Source organism: Coxiella-like endosymbiont of Rhipicephalus sanguineus (assembly GCF_018687865.1).
Genome location: NZ_NIQB01000068.1, coordinates 1 through 16,490, shown reverse-complemented (window position 1 = coordinate 16,490; position 16,490 = coordinate 1). Strand labels below are relative to the sequence as shown.

Here is a 16,490-nt window from a genome sequence, read left to right as displayed (position 1 = left end):
GCAGTAACTTACGCGTTAGCTTTGCTACTAGAAAGTAAACTTTCCAACAGCTAGTTCTCATCGTTGACAGCGTGGACTACCAGGGTCTCTAATCCTGTTTGCTCCCCACGCTTTCGCGCCTCAGTGTCAGTATTGCTCCAGGAAGCCGCCTTCGCCACTGATGTTCTTTCCGATATCTACGCATTTCACCGCTACACCGGAAATTCCACTTCCCTCTATCATACTCGAGATACCTAGTATCGGATGTAATTCCCAGGTTAAGCCTAGGGCTTTCACATCCGACTTAAATATCCACCTACGCGCGCTTTACGCCCAGTGATTCCGATTACGCTTGCACTCTCTGTATTACCGCGGCTGCTGGCACAGAGTTAGCCAGTGCTTCTTCTGTGGGTAACGTCAACGCTCAAGGGTATTAGACTTGAGAATTTCTTCCCCACTGAAAGTGCTTTACAACCCGAGGCCTTCTTCACACACGCGGCATTGCTGGATCAGGGTTCCCCCCATTGTCCAATATTCCCCACTGCTGCCTCCCGTAGGAGTCTGGGCCGTGTCTCAGTCCCAGTGTGCTGATCGTCCTCTCAGACCAGCTACGGATCGTCGCCTTGGTAGGCCATTACCCTACCAACTAGCTAATCCGACGCAGGCTCATCTCATAGCACGAGGTCCGAAGATCCCCCGCTTTGCTTTGAAGAGATTATGCGGTATTAGCCCGAGTTTCCCCGGGTTATCCCCCACTATAATGAGGTAGATTCCTACGTGTTACTCACCCGTCCGCCACTCGCCGTCAGGGAGCAAGCTCCCCCCGCTGCCGTTCGACTTGCATGTGTTAGGCATGCCGCTAGCGTTCAATCTGAGCCAGAATCAAACTCTTCAATTAAATAAACGTTTGCCATAAAGGGCAAAATTAAGGCTCGACACAAAACACTGCAGTTAAGCAGGCTGTGCGTCGAATAATTTTTGGTGATTCGACTATCACACGGTACCCACACAAACTGCTTCCGTTTGTTACTAGTTGTTAAAGAGCAATTCCATCAAGAAAGGAAGGGCTATTTTACGCGTCTTGTGAGCAATGTCAACAAGAAATACTCGCCCATTTCTTTTCAGGCCCTGTCGTGAACATAACATCACCAAACCGGGCTAAAAATAGTATCATCAGAGTGTGATAAATGACAACAGATTCCGTGAATAAAACTCCAATAAAAAGATAAAACTCCAATAAAAAGTATAACATATTTTTTGACCAGTTTAACTCTAAAATCAATCACTTAGCAATACTTATTTAATTTAGATATTACTCACAAAATTAAATTACTCACAAAAAGAGTGTCCCTCCCCTACAGACTCTTTTACTTGATTAATTAGACCAATTTAGACCAATTTGCACATGGGCTTTAGGTGCATGAATTAAGGAGGAACGATTATGAAATACAGAATGAAAAAACAATGAAAAAACCGGGTTTACTATATGACTCCAACCTAGGCATGATATAGTTATCTCCTCTCTTAATATCACCAGTGAGGAATTTAATTCCCCAAATCACATTTGGGTTTAGTGACAACATTCAAGATTCCATCGAATTTAATTCTCTCTTTCACCAATTACACCAAACCATAAATCAAATAGCTGGCGTAAGTATAGAAAATTATAAATCTTGAGCTAAAAAAATTAAATTACTATTACGTTAAGAAATAGCTGGGAAAATAAAGTTTTTAAAATAAAGTAAAGCCTTTATTCATTTAAATTTATTTCTTCTGTAAAGGGCGAATTACCACTATAAGGGCGAACTACTACGTATAAAGTAATCCTTAGGAGAAGCGGTATTAAATTTATTAGAAATCCTTTATCCGTAAAATCAAAAGAAAATTTAGAACTTACCAATTACCCGTACGCATAGATAATATTAAACGCGATACTTATTTTAAATATCCTAGTGGCACCTTCACTCTATTGGAAAATAAATAATACAGCTGGATTTATCCAGAAAATGTGCCTTAGTCTGTGATGCTCCAAAAGGGATTGGCAAAGCTTGTGTAGAAGCACTTGCAGAATTAAGTTGTGAAGTTGTTGTTCTTGCCTATAATGAAAATGCTTTAAAAACTGTTATTTCTTCTCTTCCAAAAAATATGCTCAGCATAATTCTTACTTATGCACAAATATTTCTACTTTCTAATTTAGATGTTTTACGAAGAATCATTATTCAAGAAATTAATAGCAACGTAGCCATTGAAATTTTAATTAATAATGCTGGAGGGCTGCCGCCGGGACCTATCCTCGAGCAACTGATGAAGAGTTTGAAACTGATTTTAACGTCTATTTACGTGCTAATATACTTTTAATAACGCAATGCCTAATTCCAAACATAGAGATAAAGCAATTCGGTAGTATTATTAATATATTTCTACGTCTATTTCTACGTCGGTAAAATCGCTTAATGAAACTTTAGATGTTTCCAACACCACGCGATAGGCTGTAGCTGCATCAGCAAAAATGCTATCTTAGTAAGGTGATAAAATATGGAATCACCGTAAATAATATTCTATCGGACTCCATTGAAACAGAGCAACTAGAAAAACTCATGGAGCAGCAAGCGGAAAAAAAAAGAAAATCGATATTAAAACTATTTGTCAAGAGGTTGTCGCTCAAATTCCAGCTGGCAAAATTGGCACACCTGCCGATGTAGCTAAAATTCTTGATCTAATTCAATTTAGTGTTTGGCATTTTGGCGCTGGTGTAAATGTTGGGTATTGTAGGAGGACATTCGCAAAAGCCAGCGAAATACAGAAAACAGCAATTGCCGATGCAGAAATTGAAATTGGGCTATTTTCATTAAGGTCTCCTAATAAGTTGTGTACCCAAGATACTACAAGCAGTAAGCCAACCTCAAGGGCTGAGGTACGCAGTAGTATCTGCCTGAGGATCGATTTGCAATTTAGGAGGTTGCGCTCGGCCTCGTACAAACAAACTTAACCTACTTTTATGTTTCTTGTTCATCTCGATTTTTCTGCAGGTCTTTCACAACCTTTTTTCGATTCTCGGCTCTTGGACGTCTCTATAGATTTCTTTCGTCAAGATTTTTGATTGGTGCAAAAGAATTAATACTTCGGCAAACATTTCTAAATTTGGATGAGAAAAAACTTCTTAATCGTTTGCTCTAATATTAATCCTTTCTTTGAAAGCGAAAGAAACACATTAGAAACGCTCTGGGATTGTTGTGATCAGAAATTTTTTTCTGATAAATATTAAGCAAATCAGTATTAAGCAAATCAGTGGAAGCACCAGAAATATAGATGAATGACCATATTAGGGAGACAAGATCGGAAAAATGCTAAAGTAACTTCTGAAGTGAAAATTTTGCTGTAAAGTAGTAGCTTTCATTTTTCTGAGGAAATTAAAAAAAGCACGTTTCTTTTTATTCGTGATTCGAATATCAAATAGGATTTTAATGATTTCAAAAGCCTTTTCGTAGGAAAGAATTTTATCTTTTCTGCTCTTTCGGATGATAGTCGACAGGAATTTCTTCCAGGATCTTGTCCACCAATTTCTATACTTCTTCTTCAGTAATCATTTCTTCAAGATTACCCTCTAAACGCTCTTCAAAAAAGACCACTAAATCGTTCTGCCCTGTCACTCCCAAAACCTAAATATTCCTACAAACTTTCTTATTACTCCCTGTTATTCTTGATAAAGTTGATGGATTTCTTTGATTTTCTACCATTTCACCATTCATTCCTCCTTGAATATCTTTTGTTTTTGATAGTAAAAGCTTATCAAGCTAAGCTTATTTAAATCTTAATATTTAAGATGTACAGGGTTTATTTAATAATCAGAGAAATTTAAGACAGATTTAATCTTCGAATGTTAAAGTAATTCGGTTAGATAACCACTGAGAATTCCAATGAGAAAAAGTCGACTAGAATAGCTAATTAGGGAATACGATAAAAAAAGGATGCCGAAGATAAAAAAGGAGCTTTCTATTGTCTTTGTATTAAAACAGTTTATGCAATCTAAAGAATTAATTCCTACGGAAAGTCAAATTATCCGTTACGAGGATTTTCTTCAGTTTTGCATTTATAATAATAAAGAATAGCTCTCATTCAAATATCTCAAGACTAAAAGCTATAGTGCCAAAATTTTTCTTGAATAGACATAGCTAGATGCTGCCCTACAGACAATTGAAAAAAGCGATAAGCTCAAAGCAAATTTTATTGTTCAAGTGGGGAAGGCAGTAACTTAAAAGGAAATTAAAGAGGCCATTACTTCCTTTTCAACTAAAGGATTAGACACTATCAATGCTTTATCTATTAATAAAGAGGAAAAGAAATTTCTCTATTCTCATTTTGGAAAAGAAGCTAGACGCTTTGCTTTACGGCGAAATAACCACATTACACTATTTATCTGCCTTAATTTCCAACACGTTCAAAAAAATGATTTTTTTTACTGGGAATGATGGCCTTAGAATACTTAGAATAAAAAAATTTATTTACTTCTTAAGGATTACCTGTAAAAATAAAAAAATATCTAATAAATTTAGAATCAAATAAATTCGTTAAACTGTATTGAAAAAAGAAAATGAAAATAATGACGAGAATTATTTTTTATCTTCCTATATCAACAGAAATAGAAGCGAAGCTCAACTCACCCAAAATCAAGAGGGGTTTATTTCTTCGGCAGAGATGGTCACTCTGGTTAAGACCCAATCCTCAAGGGATTTTTCTTCAATCTGTACCGACGTTAGAAGCAAAAGGATATATAACTTTGTATCCTTTCCGCTTTGTAAAAAACTAAGGGCAGAGAAGTATTTTTGCCTCGCTCCCTTTAACGGAAGAAATAATAATTTTTTTCCTATGGCTACGCTTCACGTTAATGATCAAATGTTTAAGAAACGATAGGACCCGACCAACACCCCCTTATCATCCTTTGAAACGACTCCCACAAATGAAACACCCAAGTGTGGGATGTCTTGATTATTCATTATTCCAAAACTTTAAATCTTAATTTACTGTTTCTTAATAAATGTAAGTTGCAGGTCAGTAAAATTTATCGCTCAACACACTACAATTTTTGTGATCAAAAATGATAATTTTTTAATACTGAATATCCCTATAAGGTGGTCATTCCCACTTTTGCAGGAATGACACCCCTAATTAAATTAATTCTAAAAAATATAACGTTCAATAAATAGAATTCTAAGTTAATTATTTTTTAATGATTTACTTATCAAAAATTGTCGTGTGCTAAAAATTTAAAAAATTTCTAAGGTTTTTTTAATATTTCCCTAAGACTATTTTAATATGCTAGGTAGAAGAATTTTGTTTAATGGGAGGTTATATGACGACGTAGAAATAAGTAAATGACATATATAAAAACATGAGAAATCGACTTTACAACGCTTTTTTCTTCCCAAGCCGTTTCGAAACTCTTACCACGGGTAACCCAAGAATTAAAGAAGAAGAAATTAAATGCTAAAATAAATTCAGAAGATAGTTGGAAATTAATCACAGATACTCTTCAAGAAACTAAGAACCTTTCTTGTGAAAAGGGGAGTAAATCTTATAAAACGGCTCGTGAAACGATTAATTTTCTACTAACTCACAAGCATAATGAAGATCGTCAATTATTAGAACCACTTTTAATACTGTAAGCAGGCGAAAAACTAGAAAAAAAAATACTGTTGAGAGAATTTCAGGAAGCAAAAATATTGTTATTCTAGCTAAAGAGCTTGTTAAATTTAATGAAATCTCTGGACTACTTACTTGAAATAATCTATTAGAAGCTTTTAGCCCTGTTTATTCATCACAAAATGAGCGAATACGCTGATATCCTCATTTCTAGAAATAATGAAAATCTTAAAGAAATTGCGAAAGCTCTTATTCAGCTTAGAAAAAATAATTCTTTCCGAATTCGAGAAAACAATAGCGTGCTGTTACAAAACAAATATTCTTTTAAAGCTGCTTATACTTTGTTATCGCTTAATGAAAATGGCATTTTAAATGACGATGTTCGACAAGCGATCGCTATCGCGCATCGAAATCCGAAAGCGGTGGCTGAGGCTCGAGGCACCTTAACAAGATAGGATTATTGAACTCCCAAAACATCCAAGCAGTTGCTACGCACTCCCCCAGCTGAGAGCCCTGTGCAATGCCTTGCGCGCTCTAGATGGTGCTCAGATTTTAACTCAAGAAGACCTAGAACTTGTGCTAAAGCAGCTAACAATATCTGATGATAGAAATTTTGTAGTCGCCCTTACTCAACAACTGCCTCATCCATCCCAGAATAAAGATGAGGATGCAGCCAGCACTTTTAAGAAATTACTCCGAGAGACTCCTGCTTTAAGAAGATCTTCCACATCTAAACAATCTCAGAAATCACGTTGTTCAGGATTCCCCGCACTTTTTTCCCATTTTCGCAAGATCGCAGATCTTCTGTTGTAATTGTTCCAAGATCCACAAAAATGAGAGAAGAGATCAAATCACCTTCACCTTAGCAAAACGACGTTTCCCCACTTGGTACAAATGACTTTCACCAGTGGAGATGGTTAATCGAATATCTTCAACTCGCTCGCCATCTATACGAACAGCACCCTGCGATATCATCCGACGAGCTTCGGAAGTCGTGCTGACTAAGCCCGCGCGTTGCAGAATGTACCCAATTCTTAAATGGTCGTTTTCAGCTGGAACCTTAATTTCCTCAAGATCGGTGGGCAATTCATGATTTTTAAAGCGATCGATGAAGTGCTGATGTGCGGCCTTAGCTGCTTTTTCTCCGTGAAAACGCGCTACTAATTCTTCACCTAATAAAATTTTTATATCCCGGGGATTTTTTCCTTTAACTACCTCTCTACGCCAATGATTAATTTCCTGCATGGACCGAAAACTTAATAATTCATAATAGCGCCACATTAAATCATCGGATATCGACATAATTTTTCCGAACATTTCTTCCGGAGGTTCCGTGATACCAATATAATTATTCAATGATTTGGACATCTTCTGAACACCATCCAATCCTTCTAATAAAGGCATTGTCAAAATACATTGAAGTCGTTGGCCAAAATGTTTCTGTAATTCTCGGCCTACTAATAAATTGAACTTTTGATCGGTGCCACCCAATTCAACGTCAGCATGGAGAGCCACGGAATCATAACCTTGTAATAAAGGATATAAAAATTCATGGACGGCGATCGGTTGTTGCGCAACATAACGCTTATTAAAATCATCGCGTTCTAACATTCGTGCGACCGTATAAGTTGATGCTAAACGAACGAGATCATCGGCCTTTAAATTATTCATCCAGTTTGAGTTAAAAGTAACTTGGGTTTTCTCAGAATCTAAAATACGAAAAGCTTGTGTCTCATAAGTTTTAGTATTCTCCATAACTTGTTCAGTGGTCAATGGCTTACGTGTTATATTTTTACCGGTAGGATCGCCAATCATTCCCGTAAAATCACCAATTAAAAAAATCACTTCATGCCCTAAAACTTGAAATTGACGCAGCTTATTTAATACGACGGTGTGGCCAAGATGAATATCTGGGGCTGTTGGATCAAATCCCAATTTTATTCGCAATGGTTTTTTTTCACTTAAACGTACAAGTAATTCTTCTTCAAGAATAATTTCGACAGCACCTCGTTTAATTTCTTCTAGTGCTTCTTGGGGTGAAATCATCTAATCCTCTCATTATTCCGGATCTTTGTATTACATGGTATGATTCGAAATTGTAATCAGTCAAAATCCCAAAGGAAACCGAATGCGACCAGAAAAAATGAGGTGGAAATTGACCATATTGATCATTTTCACCGTAGGTCTCGTCCTGGCCGTTTTAATAAAATTGCTTTGGGTTCAAACACCCCCATCCGTCAAACAACTTACCCTTAACACTTCCGCTCCGCTTAATGTAAAAAAACTTAATGTAAAAAAATAAACAAACTGGATCTGCAATGGCAAATTATCGTAGTAACACGTGGTGATACTTCAGCGGCTATTTTTCGTCGTCATGAAAAACTCGCTTTCCAAACCAATTCTTCTCATCAACTCATGGCACTTCAATATCCACTATTGACAGCTAAGACATTAATTTTTATTCGTCAAGGAAATGACTTTATAAAGAAAATGAAAACCCAACCTGTCACAACTACCTTGACTTATAAATCAATTGTAATTCAACATTCCCTAATTCAAGATGCAAAAAAATCTGACTTAACTTCTCGAATGCTTAGCGAATTACAAACTATTTTTGGTGGGAAGATTAATTTTGCGCGTGACCTCCGTCGAGAGGATCGCTTTGATTTTCTGTATCAAGAAGATTACATTAATGGAAAGAAATACCGTAATGGCAATATCGTTGCTGCTGAATTTATTCATCGAGGTAAAATAGAGCAAGCCGTTCGGTATACTTATCCTATCAATCATACTGCCTATTATAATCCTAATGGTCGTCGGAGTGTGGAAGCGCATTTTCTGCGTGCCCCCCTGCATTATAAACGGATCAGCAGTTACTTCAGTTATCATCGCTATGATCCTGTATTACATAAAGTTCGACCTCACCTAGGCGTTGATTTTGCTGCTCCTCTTGGTACACCTATTAAATCTATTGCTGAAGGCCAGATCGTCTTTATGGGCCATGACGGCGGCTATGGCAGGACAATTAAGGTACATTATGGTCAGCATTATCTCGCCCTGTATGGACATATGTTGGGATTTGCGAAACTTCACCTCAATGAATGGGTGCATAAAGGAGAAATAATTGGATACGTAGGTGAATCGGGTTGGACCACAGGGCCACATCTTCACTTTGGCTTCTATGTCAATGGTAAACCCAAAAATTGGTTGGCTATGAAACTTCTCACAGACCAAAGCGTTCCCCAAAAATACGAGAAACCTTTTTTGAATACAGCTAAGCAATTGTTAGCAGAGCTGTATCTGCATCAAGATACTCAATTAGCCGCTAACAATACGAAACTTAAAAATTCAACCTAAATCTGCAAGTGTGCGTGCCACAAGAACCTTTTTACATCAGCCTTTATCTATCCGGCACAAGTTTAGATGCCCGTTGACGCTGTACTTGTCCAATTCAATCCTTTCCAGCTGGTAGCCAGTCACAGCGAGCCGATTCCTAAAGAAATAAGACAAAACTTGAATGTTCTCTGTTTATCTTCCTCCTGTTCCATTAGTAAACTCAGGAAAATTGATATGGCGCTCGAGCGATTATTTTCAGCGATGTCGCTTAACCTCCTAAAAAAGCTTATCCTAAAAAAGCTTATATTAAATCAAAAGCGATTTACACTATTGGTAGCCATGGCCAAACAATCCATCATAAGCCCGAAGAAAATTATCCTTTTACCTTGCAACTTGGGGATCCTAATATACAATCGCGACCCTAACAAGAATTACAATGGTGGCTGATTTTCGCTGCCAGGACATGGCACTAGGGGATCAAGTCGCACCACTCGCCTGCTTTCCATAATTTCCTATTTCGGATAAAGAAAACCGACTGGTAGCAAATATTGTGGGGGAATTGCTAATCTTACGTTCCTTCCTCAGGATCCCCATCAATCTGTTATAGGTTTTGATACTGGGCCAGGAAAATACTCTGCTTGATGCTTAGGCCGGCATTTTAAAAAAGACTAGAACCACTCTGGGAAGTGGTCAGCAAGCGGCCGCATACAAGAAAAGACTTATTAGAGAGCCTACTTAGCAGACCCCTATTTCAACGTTCTTCGCCCAAAAACACCGATCGTTAATATTTCAACCTTAAGTGGCTCAAAGAAAAATTAATGGGAAGCGATTTTGCCCCAGAAAACATCCAAGCTACTTTAGTGGAACTCACTGCTCGAAGTATTAGTCAGGCTTACTCGCTTCTCTTTTCTCTTTAAATTCCGGTAGCCTATGGTTGTGTGGGGGGTATCCATAACCACTATCTCGTCGATCGATTGAGAGAATTATGTCAACCCTTAAGAGTAACCACCACTGAAGAGGCGAGTATATCTCCCGATTGGGTAGAGGTGGTTTACTTTGCCTGGTTAGCCAAAAAAACTCTAGAAAAGAAAGCGAACAACTTACTTAGTGTGACTGGAGCTAAAAAACGGCTATTTTAGGAGAAGTCTATTGAGCCTGAAAAGCTTAGCTAAGTTATTGTTTCTTCATTTTCAATTAAATCTCTTATATAGAGGCGAAAGCTCTTTTAAGGTTCGAACAATATAATTTTTCTGGTAAAGGAAGTCCTCTTGCATCGGTATCGGTAAGCATTACCTCAAAGACTTCTTTATTTTTATATAAGGAATATATAAGGAAAAAGGTTGATACACCCTTTTAGTTAAGGGCAATATCTTCTTTATTTGACGATTCCACAAAGACCTAAAGAGTAGAATATCTTCCCCACAAATCCTTCCCCGGAACTCAAGGTGTTCACAATAATAATCTATGAAAAAAAGAAGATTTAATACGCTGTAATCACAAGTTATCTCTTCACCCGCTCGGATGTCTCTTCTAATGGCAACTTCAATTTCAGGACCCACTCTTCGAAAATTAGGTTGGCACGCATAGTTCATGTAGCCCCAAAATCCCAACAGAAGTATGAACGCCCCTTCTACATTGATGTAGGCATTTTATATAAATCTTGCGATAATCAGGAGGAATTTTCTTAATGCTGTCTTGAATATTCTCTATCGAGGTGACTAAAGTCCATACTGGTGTGCCACGAGGGATTTTTTGCCTAACAAAAACACCATGACCGATTGTTTCATCAATTATATTTAAGTTCAGTATTTGGATGTATCATCATCCCTTACTTTCTTCTGCCCTTACTTTCTTCTGTTAGATTGATTTTTAAAATCAAACAAATTTTGTAAGAAGTTATGACATTAATCAAATCATTTTTCAGGAGAAAGCCATCACTGTTTGCAGCAACGCAAAACATCGATCCCTTTAACCGTTGGACTTGAAAGATAGGCCTCCAGGTATTGAGCAAGAGGCTCATCAACCACACACTTCTTTGCCAAAGAAGCATATCTAAAAATTAAGTTCTTTCCACTCCACAACGTAAATCCTAGATGAGAGATATTCAAATTGATGCCAATTTTATCTCGCATATCCCAATTAGGGCAAACGATTTCAATAATCGAACCGTAATTTGTTTAAATAACATATATCTACGTGCATCATCCAACAATTTCTTTAAGGAAAGATAAGGTAATCGACTCTTTTCTAATTTAACTTGAGAGGAAAAGGCTTGCGGTTTTTTAGTAAAGCTCGTCCCTTGGAATCTGAAATTGGCTTTAATTTAATATCAGCCAAAGTACAATGTTTAAACCAATTATGTCAATCAATGAATGCCTCGGCTGTTTCACAAATGGGGTGGATCCTCTGTGTCTTTAATATCGCTGCTTATATCTTAATTAGTTGATTTTTTTGCGTTCTGAATATTCGGAATCGACACTAGTGAAGTGAAATCAATTTTCGTAACAAGGAATGGCATTATAATAATTAAAAGCCAGAATGTTTCAGAGAAAATGATCTTTTTTTCTGACAGAGCTAGACAGAGCTAGGGTAGGCACAGACTGTATTCCTGTATTCACAAGCGTCAAACAATCAAAATAATCCCTTCGATACAAGAGATTTTGGTCAAACTGTCCCTCTTCCCCTTCACTTAAAGCACCTGGAAGATAGGGTTTTCCCAAAAACTGATTACTAATAAAGACAATTCGCTTATCTAGCTTTGCAATTTTAACGAATGCAATTCGCCTAAAATATTAACGATTATATTATATCGTAATCGCACTACAATAAGGAGAAATTATTTTAATAGTCTTCATATTCTTTTATAATGCTCTTCATATTCTTTTATTATAAAAAATTATGCGAGGTGCATAATTCCCTTCTTACGTTATAATGTCAGTATGATCACGTTGGACCATGTTACTAAAGCTTATCCCGGTAGTTCTACCTTAGCCGTGGATAATGTTTCTTTTCAAGTGAAAGATGGCGAAATCTTAGTTTTATTAACCTCCTCCGGAAGCGGAAAAATTACCTTAATGAAATGATAAATCAATTGATCGAGCCAACGCGTAAGTAAGATCAAGATTGATGGCAAAGATATTATTCAATACGAATTCAGTCCTCTTAAGTCGATTGATTGGTTACGTTTTCCAACAAATAGGGCTCTTTCCTCATATGACGGTGGAAAAAATATAACCACCCTTTTAAAGCTGATACATGTTCCCAAGAAAAAACGTATTGAACAAGATTATGAGTTATTGGATTTCGTCCACTTAGACCACCAAAAAATCACCACCCGGTACCCCGATGAATTATCTGGGGGAGGCGGTAGCAGCGTGTAGGCGTTGCCCAAGCATTAGCAGCTGATCCTTGAATACTTAATCTTAATACTTATTGATGGATGAACCGTTTGGTGCTTGATGCTATGACTCACTCGGCTTTACAAAATGAGATGATCTATCTCAATGAAAAAGTCGAAAAAACCATTATTTTTATCACCCACAATATTTTCGAAGCATTTCGCATCGCAGACTGCATCGCTGTTATGCATAAGGGAAAACTCGATCATAATAGGTACTAAAACCGAACTTGTTACCAATCCCGCAACCGAATTTGTTGCATAACTTGTTAAACTACCGGAGCAACAAATGGAACATCTGGACAGGAGTTCACGGTGAGCGCTTTGGAGATCAAATTATTTAGAACATATTTATTTAGCTTTATCCGCTACTTTCGCAGCCATCCTTATTGGCATTCCTTTGGGAATATTAATTTTAAATCGCACAATTTTTCGAAATATTATTTTAGGAATGGCTAGCACTTTCTAAACGATCCCTAGCCTTGCTTTACTCGCTTTTTTTTTAATTTCATTTTTAGGAATTGGTTTTAAGCCCACTATTATCGCCCTAATCGTTTACGCTTTATTGCCAATCACTCGTAACATTTATATCGGTTTGTTAGGGGTCTCTTCTGAAAGCGTTGAAACGGCTTGCACGATGGGTTTTACTCTCTGGGGGGCAGCCCCCGCCTCCGTTTGGTGGAATTGCTGCTAGCCCTTCCCCGTCTCATCGTAGGGGATTCCAACGGCAACAGCAATGACTATTGGGATTACTACCATTGCAGCGTTTATTGGCGCAGGTGGTTTAGGAAATTTTATCACCCAAGGCTTATCCGTTAAACAATATTTGCCTTATCTTACTCGGCGCTATTCCTGCGGCTTTATTAGCTGTTGCGTTAGATTTCATCATTGGCTATATCGAAACTTCACTCTCGCATCATCAACGTAAGATAATGAAATATAAAAAATAAAATTAACTATTATTTTTGTGATTTTGTTTAGCTTAATCTACTAATTGTTAGATCAGTATCGCCTCTACTTTTCAAAAATCGAAAAAATAAAATTATTATTGCCACTAAAAATTTTTCTGAACAATATATACTCGGCAAATATAATGGCTGACATTATTGAATTACAAACTAAATTAGCTATTAAAAAGGAATTTAATTTAGGTTCAACCGCGGTTTTTAGAATACCTTATTAAAATCTAAGTCTTATCTTTATCCGAAATACACCGGAACCGTCTATCTGGTTGTATTTCATCACACTAAACTCCTTTCAGCTCAGAAAATATTCTAAATACTGAAAAAAGAATATGAACAACATTATCAATTAATTTGTTTAAGCCCCTTTCGCTTTAATAACTCTCAAATTTTAGCGGTAATAGAAAATTTGAAAAAAAGCATCGCCTTCAAAATTTAAGCGATCTCGTTCTTATAGCTCCTCGACTCACCCTCGCCACTCCTCCTGAATTCTTACAAAGACCTGATGTATTTTCTGGACTTAAAAGAATTTACGGGTTTAAATTTAAAACATATCATACAAATGCAACCTGATTTAATTGTATAGAGCAATTAAAAACAAAGACATTCAATTTAGTGAAATTTTCACTACCGACGATCGCATACACGCCTATAATTTAGTGGCACTTAAAGATGACAAACATTTTTATCCTTCTTATTACACACGGCACCGATAATCCAAGAAGATTTTCTAAAATTGCATCCATAAGTGGAAAATGCTTTAGCGCCGTTGGCTAATTTAATTGACAATGAAACCATGCGGCATCTTAACGCTCTTGTAAATATTCAATATAAGACCCCGGAACAAAAGTAGCCTACGACTTTCTTATCGAAAAAGGTTTAATTAAAAACTGAACCCCTCGCAATTTGCATTATAATCAGAAAGCGCCTGAGCAATCCCATTGACATGGTATACCATTTGCTTTACCAATATTTGGGTCAGAGTCGTCGAATTTAACTTTAAAGGCTCCAGAATTTAAAAATACTGCTTAGAAGATTTTAACTGAACTGTGTTACCCCAAAAAGATATTTATGACCATCAACGCTTGAACCATAGAGAGTGGATAGGGTTGATTGGCAATATATAAAATATTTTTTGATTTATAAGAAATTTGTTTCTTTGTTTCCTTATTGAGTATAGCTTCATAAATAATACTCAAGCTTCTTTAACATTCGCAGTAGTGGGAAAAACTAGTGGAATTGTATTGTATTTAGGATTCCAAAAAACTGAGCTAGCCAAATTTCTATTGGTATCTATCCCAGGAATTAACAAAGAACATTCCACATTATTTCGATAAAGCCCAATTTTATCATGTCCATAAGAACCTAAATAATTTATTCCCTGAATTGCTTCAGGAATGATATTCGCTGTGTGTGAAGATACACTTTTTAGCTGTAATCCCTATTAAATTTCCCTCATCATCAAATAACCCACTTCTGCTACAACCAAAATAAATAGTGGCATCTGTTTCCAACCACTCTCCTGCTTTCACCTTATATTTGTTATAAATAATTTCTCGAGATAAAGATTTTTCTGTCCCCTGTGTATTTCCTATCGCGTACACTTACTTCCCTATGTGAACATCCGTTGAAGGTTGCATTTTAACAGCTATGAAATTTTCGTTGGGAATTTCTAATAAGCAAAGGTCTTATTTTTCATTTTTATAAAACATTCTCACGAATTATAATTTATTCCCTTTAGGTAATTTAACAACCACATTCTCCATTAAGATGATATGACAGTTTTATAACTATAATTGTTTTATTTGCCACGACGGCCGTTCCTCGAGCCCTCACCATCTCAGTCTGAAGGTCGATACTATATAGAAATAGAATTTTTACTTTTTGATAAACTTCCTGAGGAGTCAACCCCAGAGCCAGAAAAGGTCAAGCGGGGAGCAGGAGGAATAAACAACTTGCCCATACTATTTTTAGGACTCCATTTTATAAATAGCTACTCCTATGTACAACATTAGTACTATAGCATATGGAATTGCGTATCGGCTCTCCGACCCAATATTTTCTAAGCACAGCCCGTAAGTGACCTGCAGTATTAAATTGCTCCTGAATAAGATTGTGTTTCCCAGCTAAAACAAATTGTTTAATGTGATTACTACACCGCCGATAGCCTGCTAAACTTTCAATCATTTCGTAAAAGATATTAATGAGATCATAAACATCCTGCTAGATTTTACTTTTCGTGGAAGGAACCTAAATGCAGCAAATCGATTAAATTCACCTCAAAACCCCGACATTTTTTCTTAATCATGATCTTATAGAAATGAATATAGCCATGATATGCTACATGAAAATGAATTTATTCTACTCCTTGAATCAAAGCATATAATAAATGAAGAGCCTCAAAAAGCAGTAAGAGCTTCCCTTTTTGACGAGTAGTGTAGCCCAAAAGCACTTCTCCATCTATAAAATCTAAAACAAGAAAATGATTTTTTTTGCTTTAAATAAATGACATCACGAAAATGACATTGAATAACGATCGGACATTTGCCTAATTTATAGAGCTTTTTAGAATAATAAATGTAGGGTCTTTCACCGTTAGTCTTTCGGCGATAAAACAATTTGGCTGCCCGAATGATACCGGTTTTTCGTTCCTCGACTTTATAAAACTTCACCTTTCCACCCAGAACCCAAATACTCTAACACTCGATAGTACCCTCCTAAGATCATCCACCCGCTAAAAACCTGACAAATTAGGTGTAAATCGAGCAACTTATGTTACAGAGAAAAATAAGAAGTAGCAATAGCAAGTACAAAAAAACGCCTCTCAAAAAAATGTTAAAACTAGCACTAATTTGCGTCCGAAGTCCAAATCCTGGATAATAGAAATTACTGACATTTTGCTAGATTGTGATTTAGGAGTTTTATGCTATGGATTCAGGAAGAATCGACTCTTTCTTCGATCAATATTTTAATGAAGCGATTAAGAGAGTAATTGACGCGAAATTGCCACCCCATTTAACCTATCTTCCCTCAAGAAATCGCCATATCTCTAATTCCCTAAAACAAAAAAATACAAACCACTCAAAAGAAACTGCAGGAAGAACGGAGGTGAATACGGTTAGCACAACTTCCCGTCCAAAGTGAAAATGAAAACCAGTAAGCCAAACTGCTTTATC

At 36.7% G+C, this 16,490-nt stretch carries 14 protein-coding genes, 1 rRNA gene and 3 pseudogenes; 11 read left to right on the top strand and 7 right to left on the bottom strand.

The window, feature by feature from the left end:
* A 16S ribosomal RNA gene (locus B1F79_RS03970) occupies window positions 1-877 on the bottom strand; the annotation flags it as partial.
* Between the two features lie 1,082 nt (window positions 878-1,959).
* On the opposite strand from B1F79_RS03970, the gene B1F79_RS06975 reads away from it, so the two are divergent.
* Together B1F79_RS06975 and B1F79_RS03965 are read left to right on the top strand one after the other, a co-directional pair.
* Complete coding sequence (locus B1F79_RS06975; RefSeq protein ID WP_372443137.1) at window positions 1,960-2,337, top strand: SDR family NAD(P)-dependent oxidoreductase; 378 nt, start codon at window positions 1,960-1,962, stop codon at window positions 2,335-2,337.
* Window positions 2,338-5,801: 3,464 nt separating this feature from the next.
* On the top strand, window positions 5,802-6,074 hold the full coding sequence (locus B1F79_RS03965; protein ID WP_251366076.1) for a hypothetical protein: 273 nt from the start codon (window positions 5,802-5,804) through the stop codon (window positions 6,072-6,074).
* A gap of 391 nt (window positions 6,075-6,465) precedes the next feature.
* Here the strand turns inward: B1F79_RS03965 and tyrS are convergent, their stop codons facing one another.
* On the bottom strand, window positions 6,466-7,665 hold the full coding sequence (tyrS, locus tag B1F79_RS03960) for a tyrosine--tRNA ligase (protein ID WP_251366075.1): 1,200 nt from the start codon (window positions 7,663-7,665) through the stop codon (window positions 6,466-6,468).
* 369 nt (window positions 7,666-8,034) lie between these two features.
* On the opposite strand from tyrS, the gene B1F79_RS03955 reads away from it, so the two are divergent.
* The 5 genes and pseudogenes from B1F79_RS03955 to B1F79_RS03935 all read left to right on the top strand — a co-directional run bounded on the left by B1F79_RS03955 (window position 8,035) and on the right by B1F79_RS03935 (window position 10,094).
* Complete coding sequence (locus B1F79_RS03955; RefSeq protein WP_251366074.1) at window positions 8,035-8,976, top strand: M23 family metallopeptidase; 942 nt, start codon at window positions 8,035-8,037, stop codon at window positions 8,974-8,976.
* A gap of 66 nt (window positions 8,977-9,042) precedes the next feature.
* Window positions 9,043-9,183: pseudogene (locus tag B1F79_RS03950) on the top strand (anhydro-N-acetylmuramic acid kinase); the annotation flags it as partial.
* A 77-nt stretch (window positions 9,184-9,260) separates the two neighbouring features.
* Window positions 9,261-9,380, top strand: coding sequence for an anhydro-N-acetylmuramic acid kinase (locus tag B1F79_RS06395; RefSeq protein WP_308159734.1), 120 nt, complete (start codon window positions 9,261-9,263; stop codon window positions 9,378-9,380).
* 11 nt (window positions 9,381-9,391) lie between these two features.
* Window positions 9,392-9,463, top strand: a complete 72-nt coding sequence (locus tag B1F79_RS06970) for a hypothetical protein (RefSeq protein ID WP_251366077.1) — start codon at window positions 9,392-9,394, stop codon at window positions 9,461-9,463.
* A 310-nt stretch (window positions 9,464-9,773) separates the two neighbouring features.
* Window positions 9,774-10,094 (top strand): annotated as a pseudogene (locus tag B1F79_RS03935) (anhydro-N-acetylmuramic acid kinase).
* Between the two features lie 150 nt (window positions 10,095-10,244).
* Here the strand turns inward: B1F79_RS03935 and B1F79_RS06965 are convergent.
* Entirely contained in the window at window positions 10,245-10,565 is a 321-nt protein-coding gene (locus B1F79_RS06965) for an SET domain-containing protein-lysine N-methyltransferase (RefSeq protein ID WP_372443135.1), read from the bottom strand.
* A 324-nt stretch (window positions 10,566-10,889) separates the two neighbouring features.
* Window positions 10,890-11,114, bottom strand: a complete 225-nt coding sequence (locus B1F79_RS03930) for an N-acetylmuramoyl-L-alanine amidase-like domain-containing protein (RefSeq protein ID WP_308159733.1) — start codon at window positions 11,112-11,114, stop codon at window positions 10,890-10,892.
* A 113-nt stretch (window positions 11,115-11,227) separates the two neighbouring features.
* Here B1F79_RS03930 and B1F79_RS03925 point away from each other — a divergent pair, with 113 nt between their 5' ends.
* A complete protein-coding gene (locus B1F79_RS03925) occupies window positions 11,228-11,401 on the top strand; it encodes a hypothetical protein (RefSeq protein ID WP_251366072.1) in 174 nt (57 codons plus the stop codon).
* Window positions 11,402-11,498: 97 nt separating this feature from the next.
* On the opposite strand, the gene B1F79_RS06960 is transcribed toward B1F79_RS03925, so the two are convergent.
* On the bottom strand, window positions 11,499-11,690 hold the full coding sequence (locus tag B1F79_RS06960; RefSeq protein WP_372443136.1) for an N-acetylmuramoyl-L-alanine amidase-like domain-containing protein: 192 nt from the start codon (window positions 11,688-11,690) through the stop codon (window positions 11,499-11,501).
* Window positions 11,691-11,894: 204 nt separating this feature from the next.
* Here B1F79_RS06960 and B1F79_RS03920 point away from each other — a divergent pair, with 204 nt between their 5' ends.
* The 3 genes from B1F79_RS03920 (at window position 11,895) to B1F79_RS03910 (ending at window position 14,030) form a co-directional block, all read left to right on the top strand.
* Entirely contained in the window at window positions 11,895-12,038 is a 144-nt protein-coding gene (locus B1F79_RS03920) for a hypothetical protein (RefSeq protein WP_251366071.1), read from the top strand.
* A 1,050-nt stretch (window positions 12,039-13,088) separates the two neighbouring features.
* The gene (locus B1F79_RS03915; RefSeq protein ID WP_251366070.1) at window positions 13,089-13,280 is read left to right on the top strand and encodes a hypothetical protein; all 192 of its coding nucleotides are present in this window, start codon (window positions 13,089-13,091) and stop codon (window positions 13,278-13,280) included.
* A 612-nt stretch (window positions 13,281-13,892) separates the two neighbouring features.
* Entirely contained in the window at window positions 13,893-14,030 is a 138-nt protein-coding gene (locus tag B1F79_RS03910) for a glycine betaine ABC transporter substrate-binding protein (protein ID WP_251366069.1), read from the top strand.
* 675 nt (window positions 14,031-14,705) lie between these two features.
* On the opposite strand, the gene B1F79_RS03905 is transcribed toward B1F79_RS03910, so the two are convergent.
* Window positions 14,706-14,918: a trypsin-like peptidase domain-containing protein gene (locus tag B1F79_RS03905; protein ID WP_251366068.1), complete on the bottom strand. Its 213-nt coding sequence runs from the start codon at window positions 14,916-14,918 to the stop codon at window positions 14,706-14,708.
* A 469-nt stretch (window positions 14,919-15,387) separates the two neighbouring features.
* Window positions 15,388-16,041: pseudogene (locus tag B1F79_RS03900) on the bottom strand (protein kinase family protein); the annotation flags it as partial.
* Between the last annotated feature and the right edge of the window lie 449 nt (window positions 16,042-16,490).

What these genes read in the sequence shown, in the direction of transcription:
- B1F79_RS03915 (WP_251366070.1), top strand. Translation starts at nt 13,089, where the DNA reads ATGACTATTGGGATTACTACCATTGCAGCGTTTATTGGCGCAGGTGGT.
- tyrS (WP_251366075.1), bottom strand. Translation starts at nt 7,665, where the DNA reads ATGATTTCACCCCAAGAAGCACTAGAAGAAATTAAACGAGGTGCTGTC.
- B1F79_RS03955 (WP_251366074.1), top strand. Translation starts at nt 8,035, where the DNA reads ATGGCACTTCAATATCCACTATTGACAGCTAAGACATTAATTTTTATT.
- B1F79_RS03965 (WP_251366076.1), top strand. Translation starts at nt 5,802, where the DNA reads ATGAGCGAATACGCTGATATCCTCATTTCTAGAAATAATGAAAATCTT.
- B1F79_RS03920 (WP_251366071.1), top strand. Translation starts at nt 11,895, where the DNA reads ATGATCACGTTGGACCATGTTACTAAAGCTTATCCCGGTAGTTCTACC.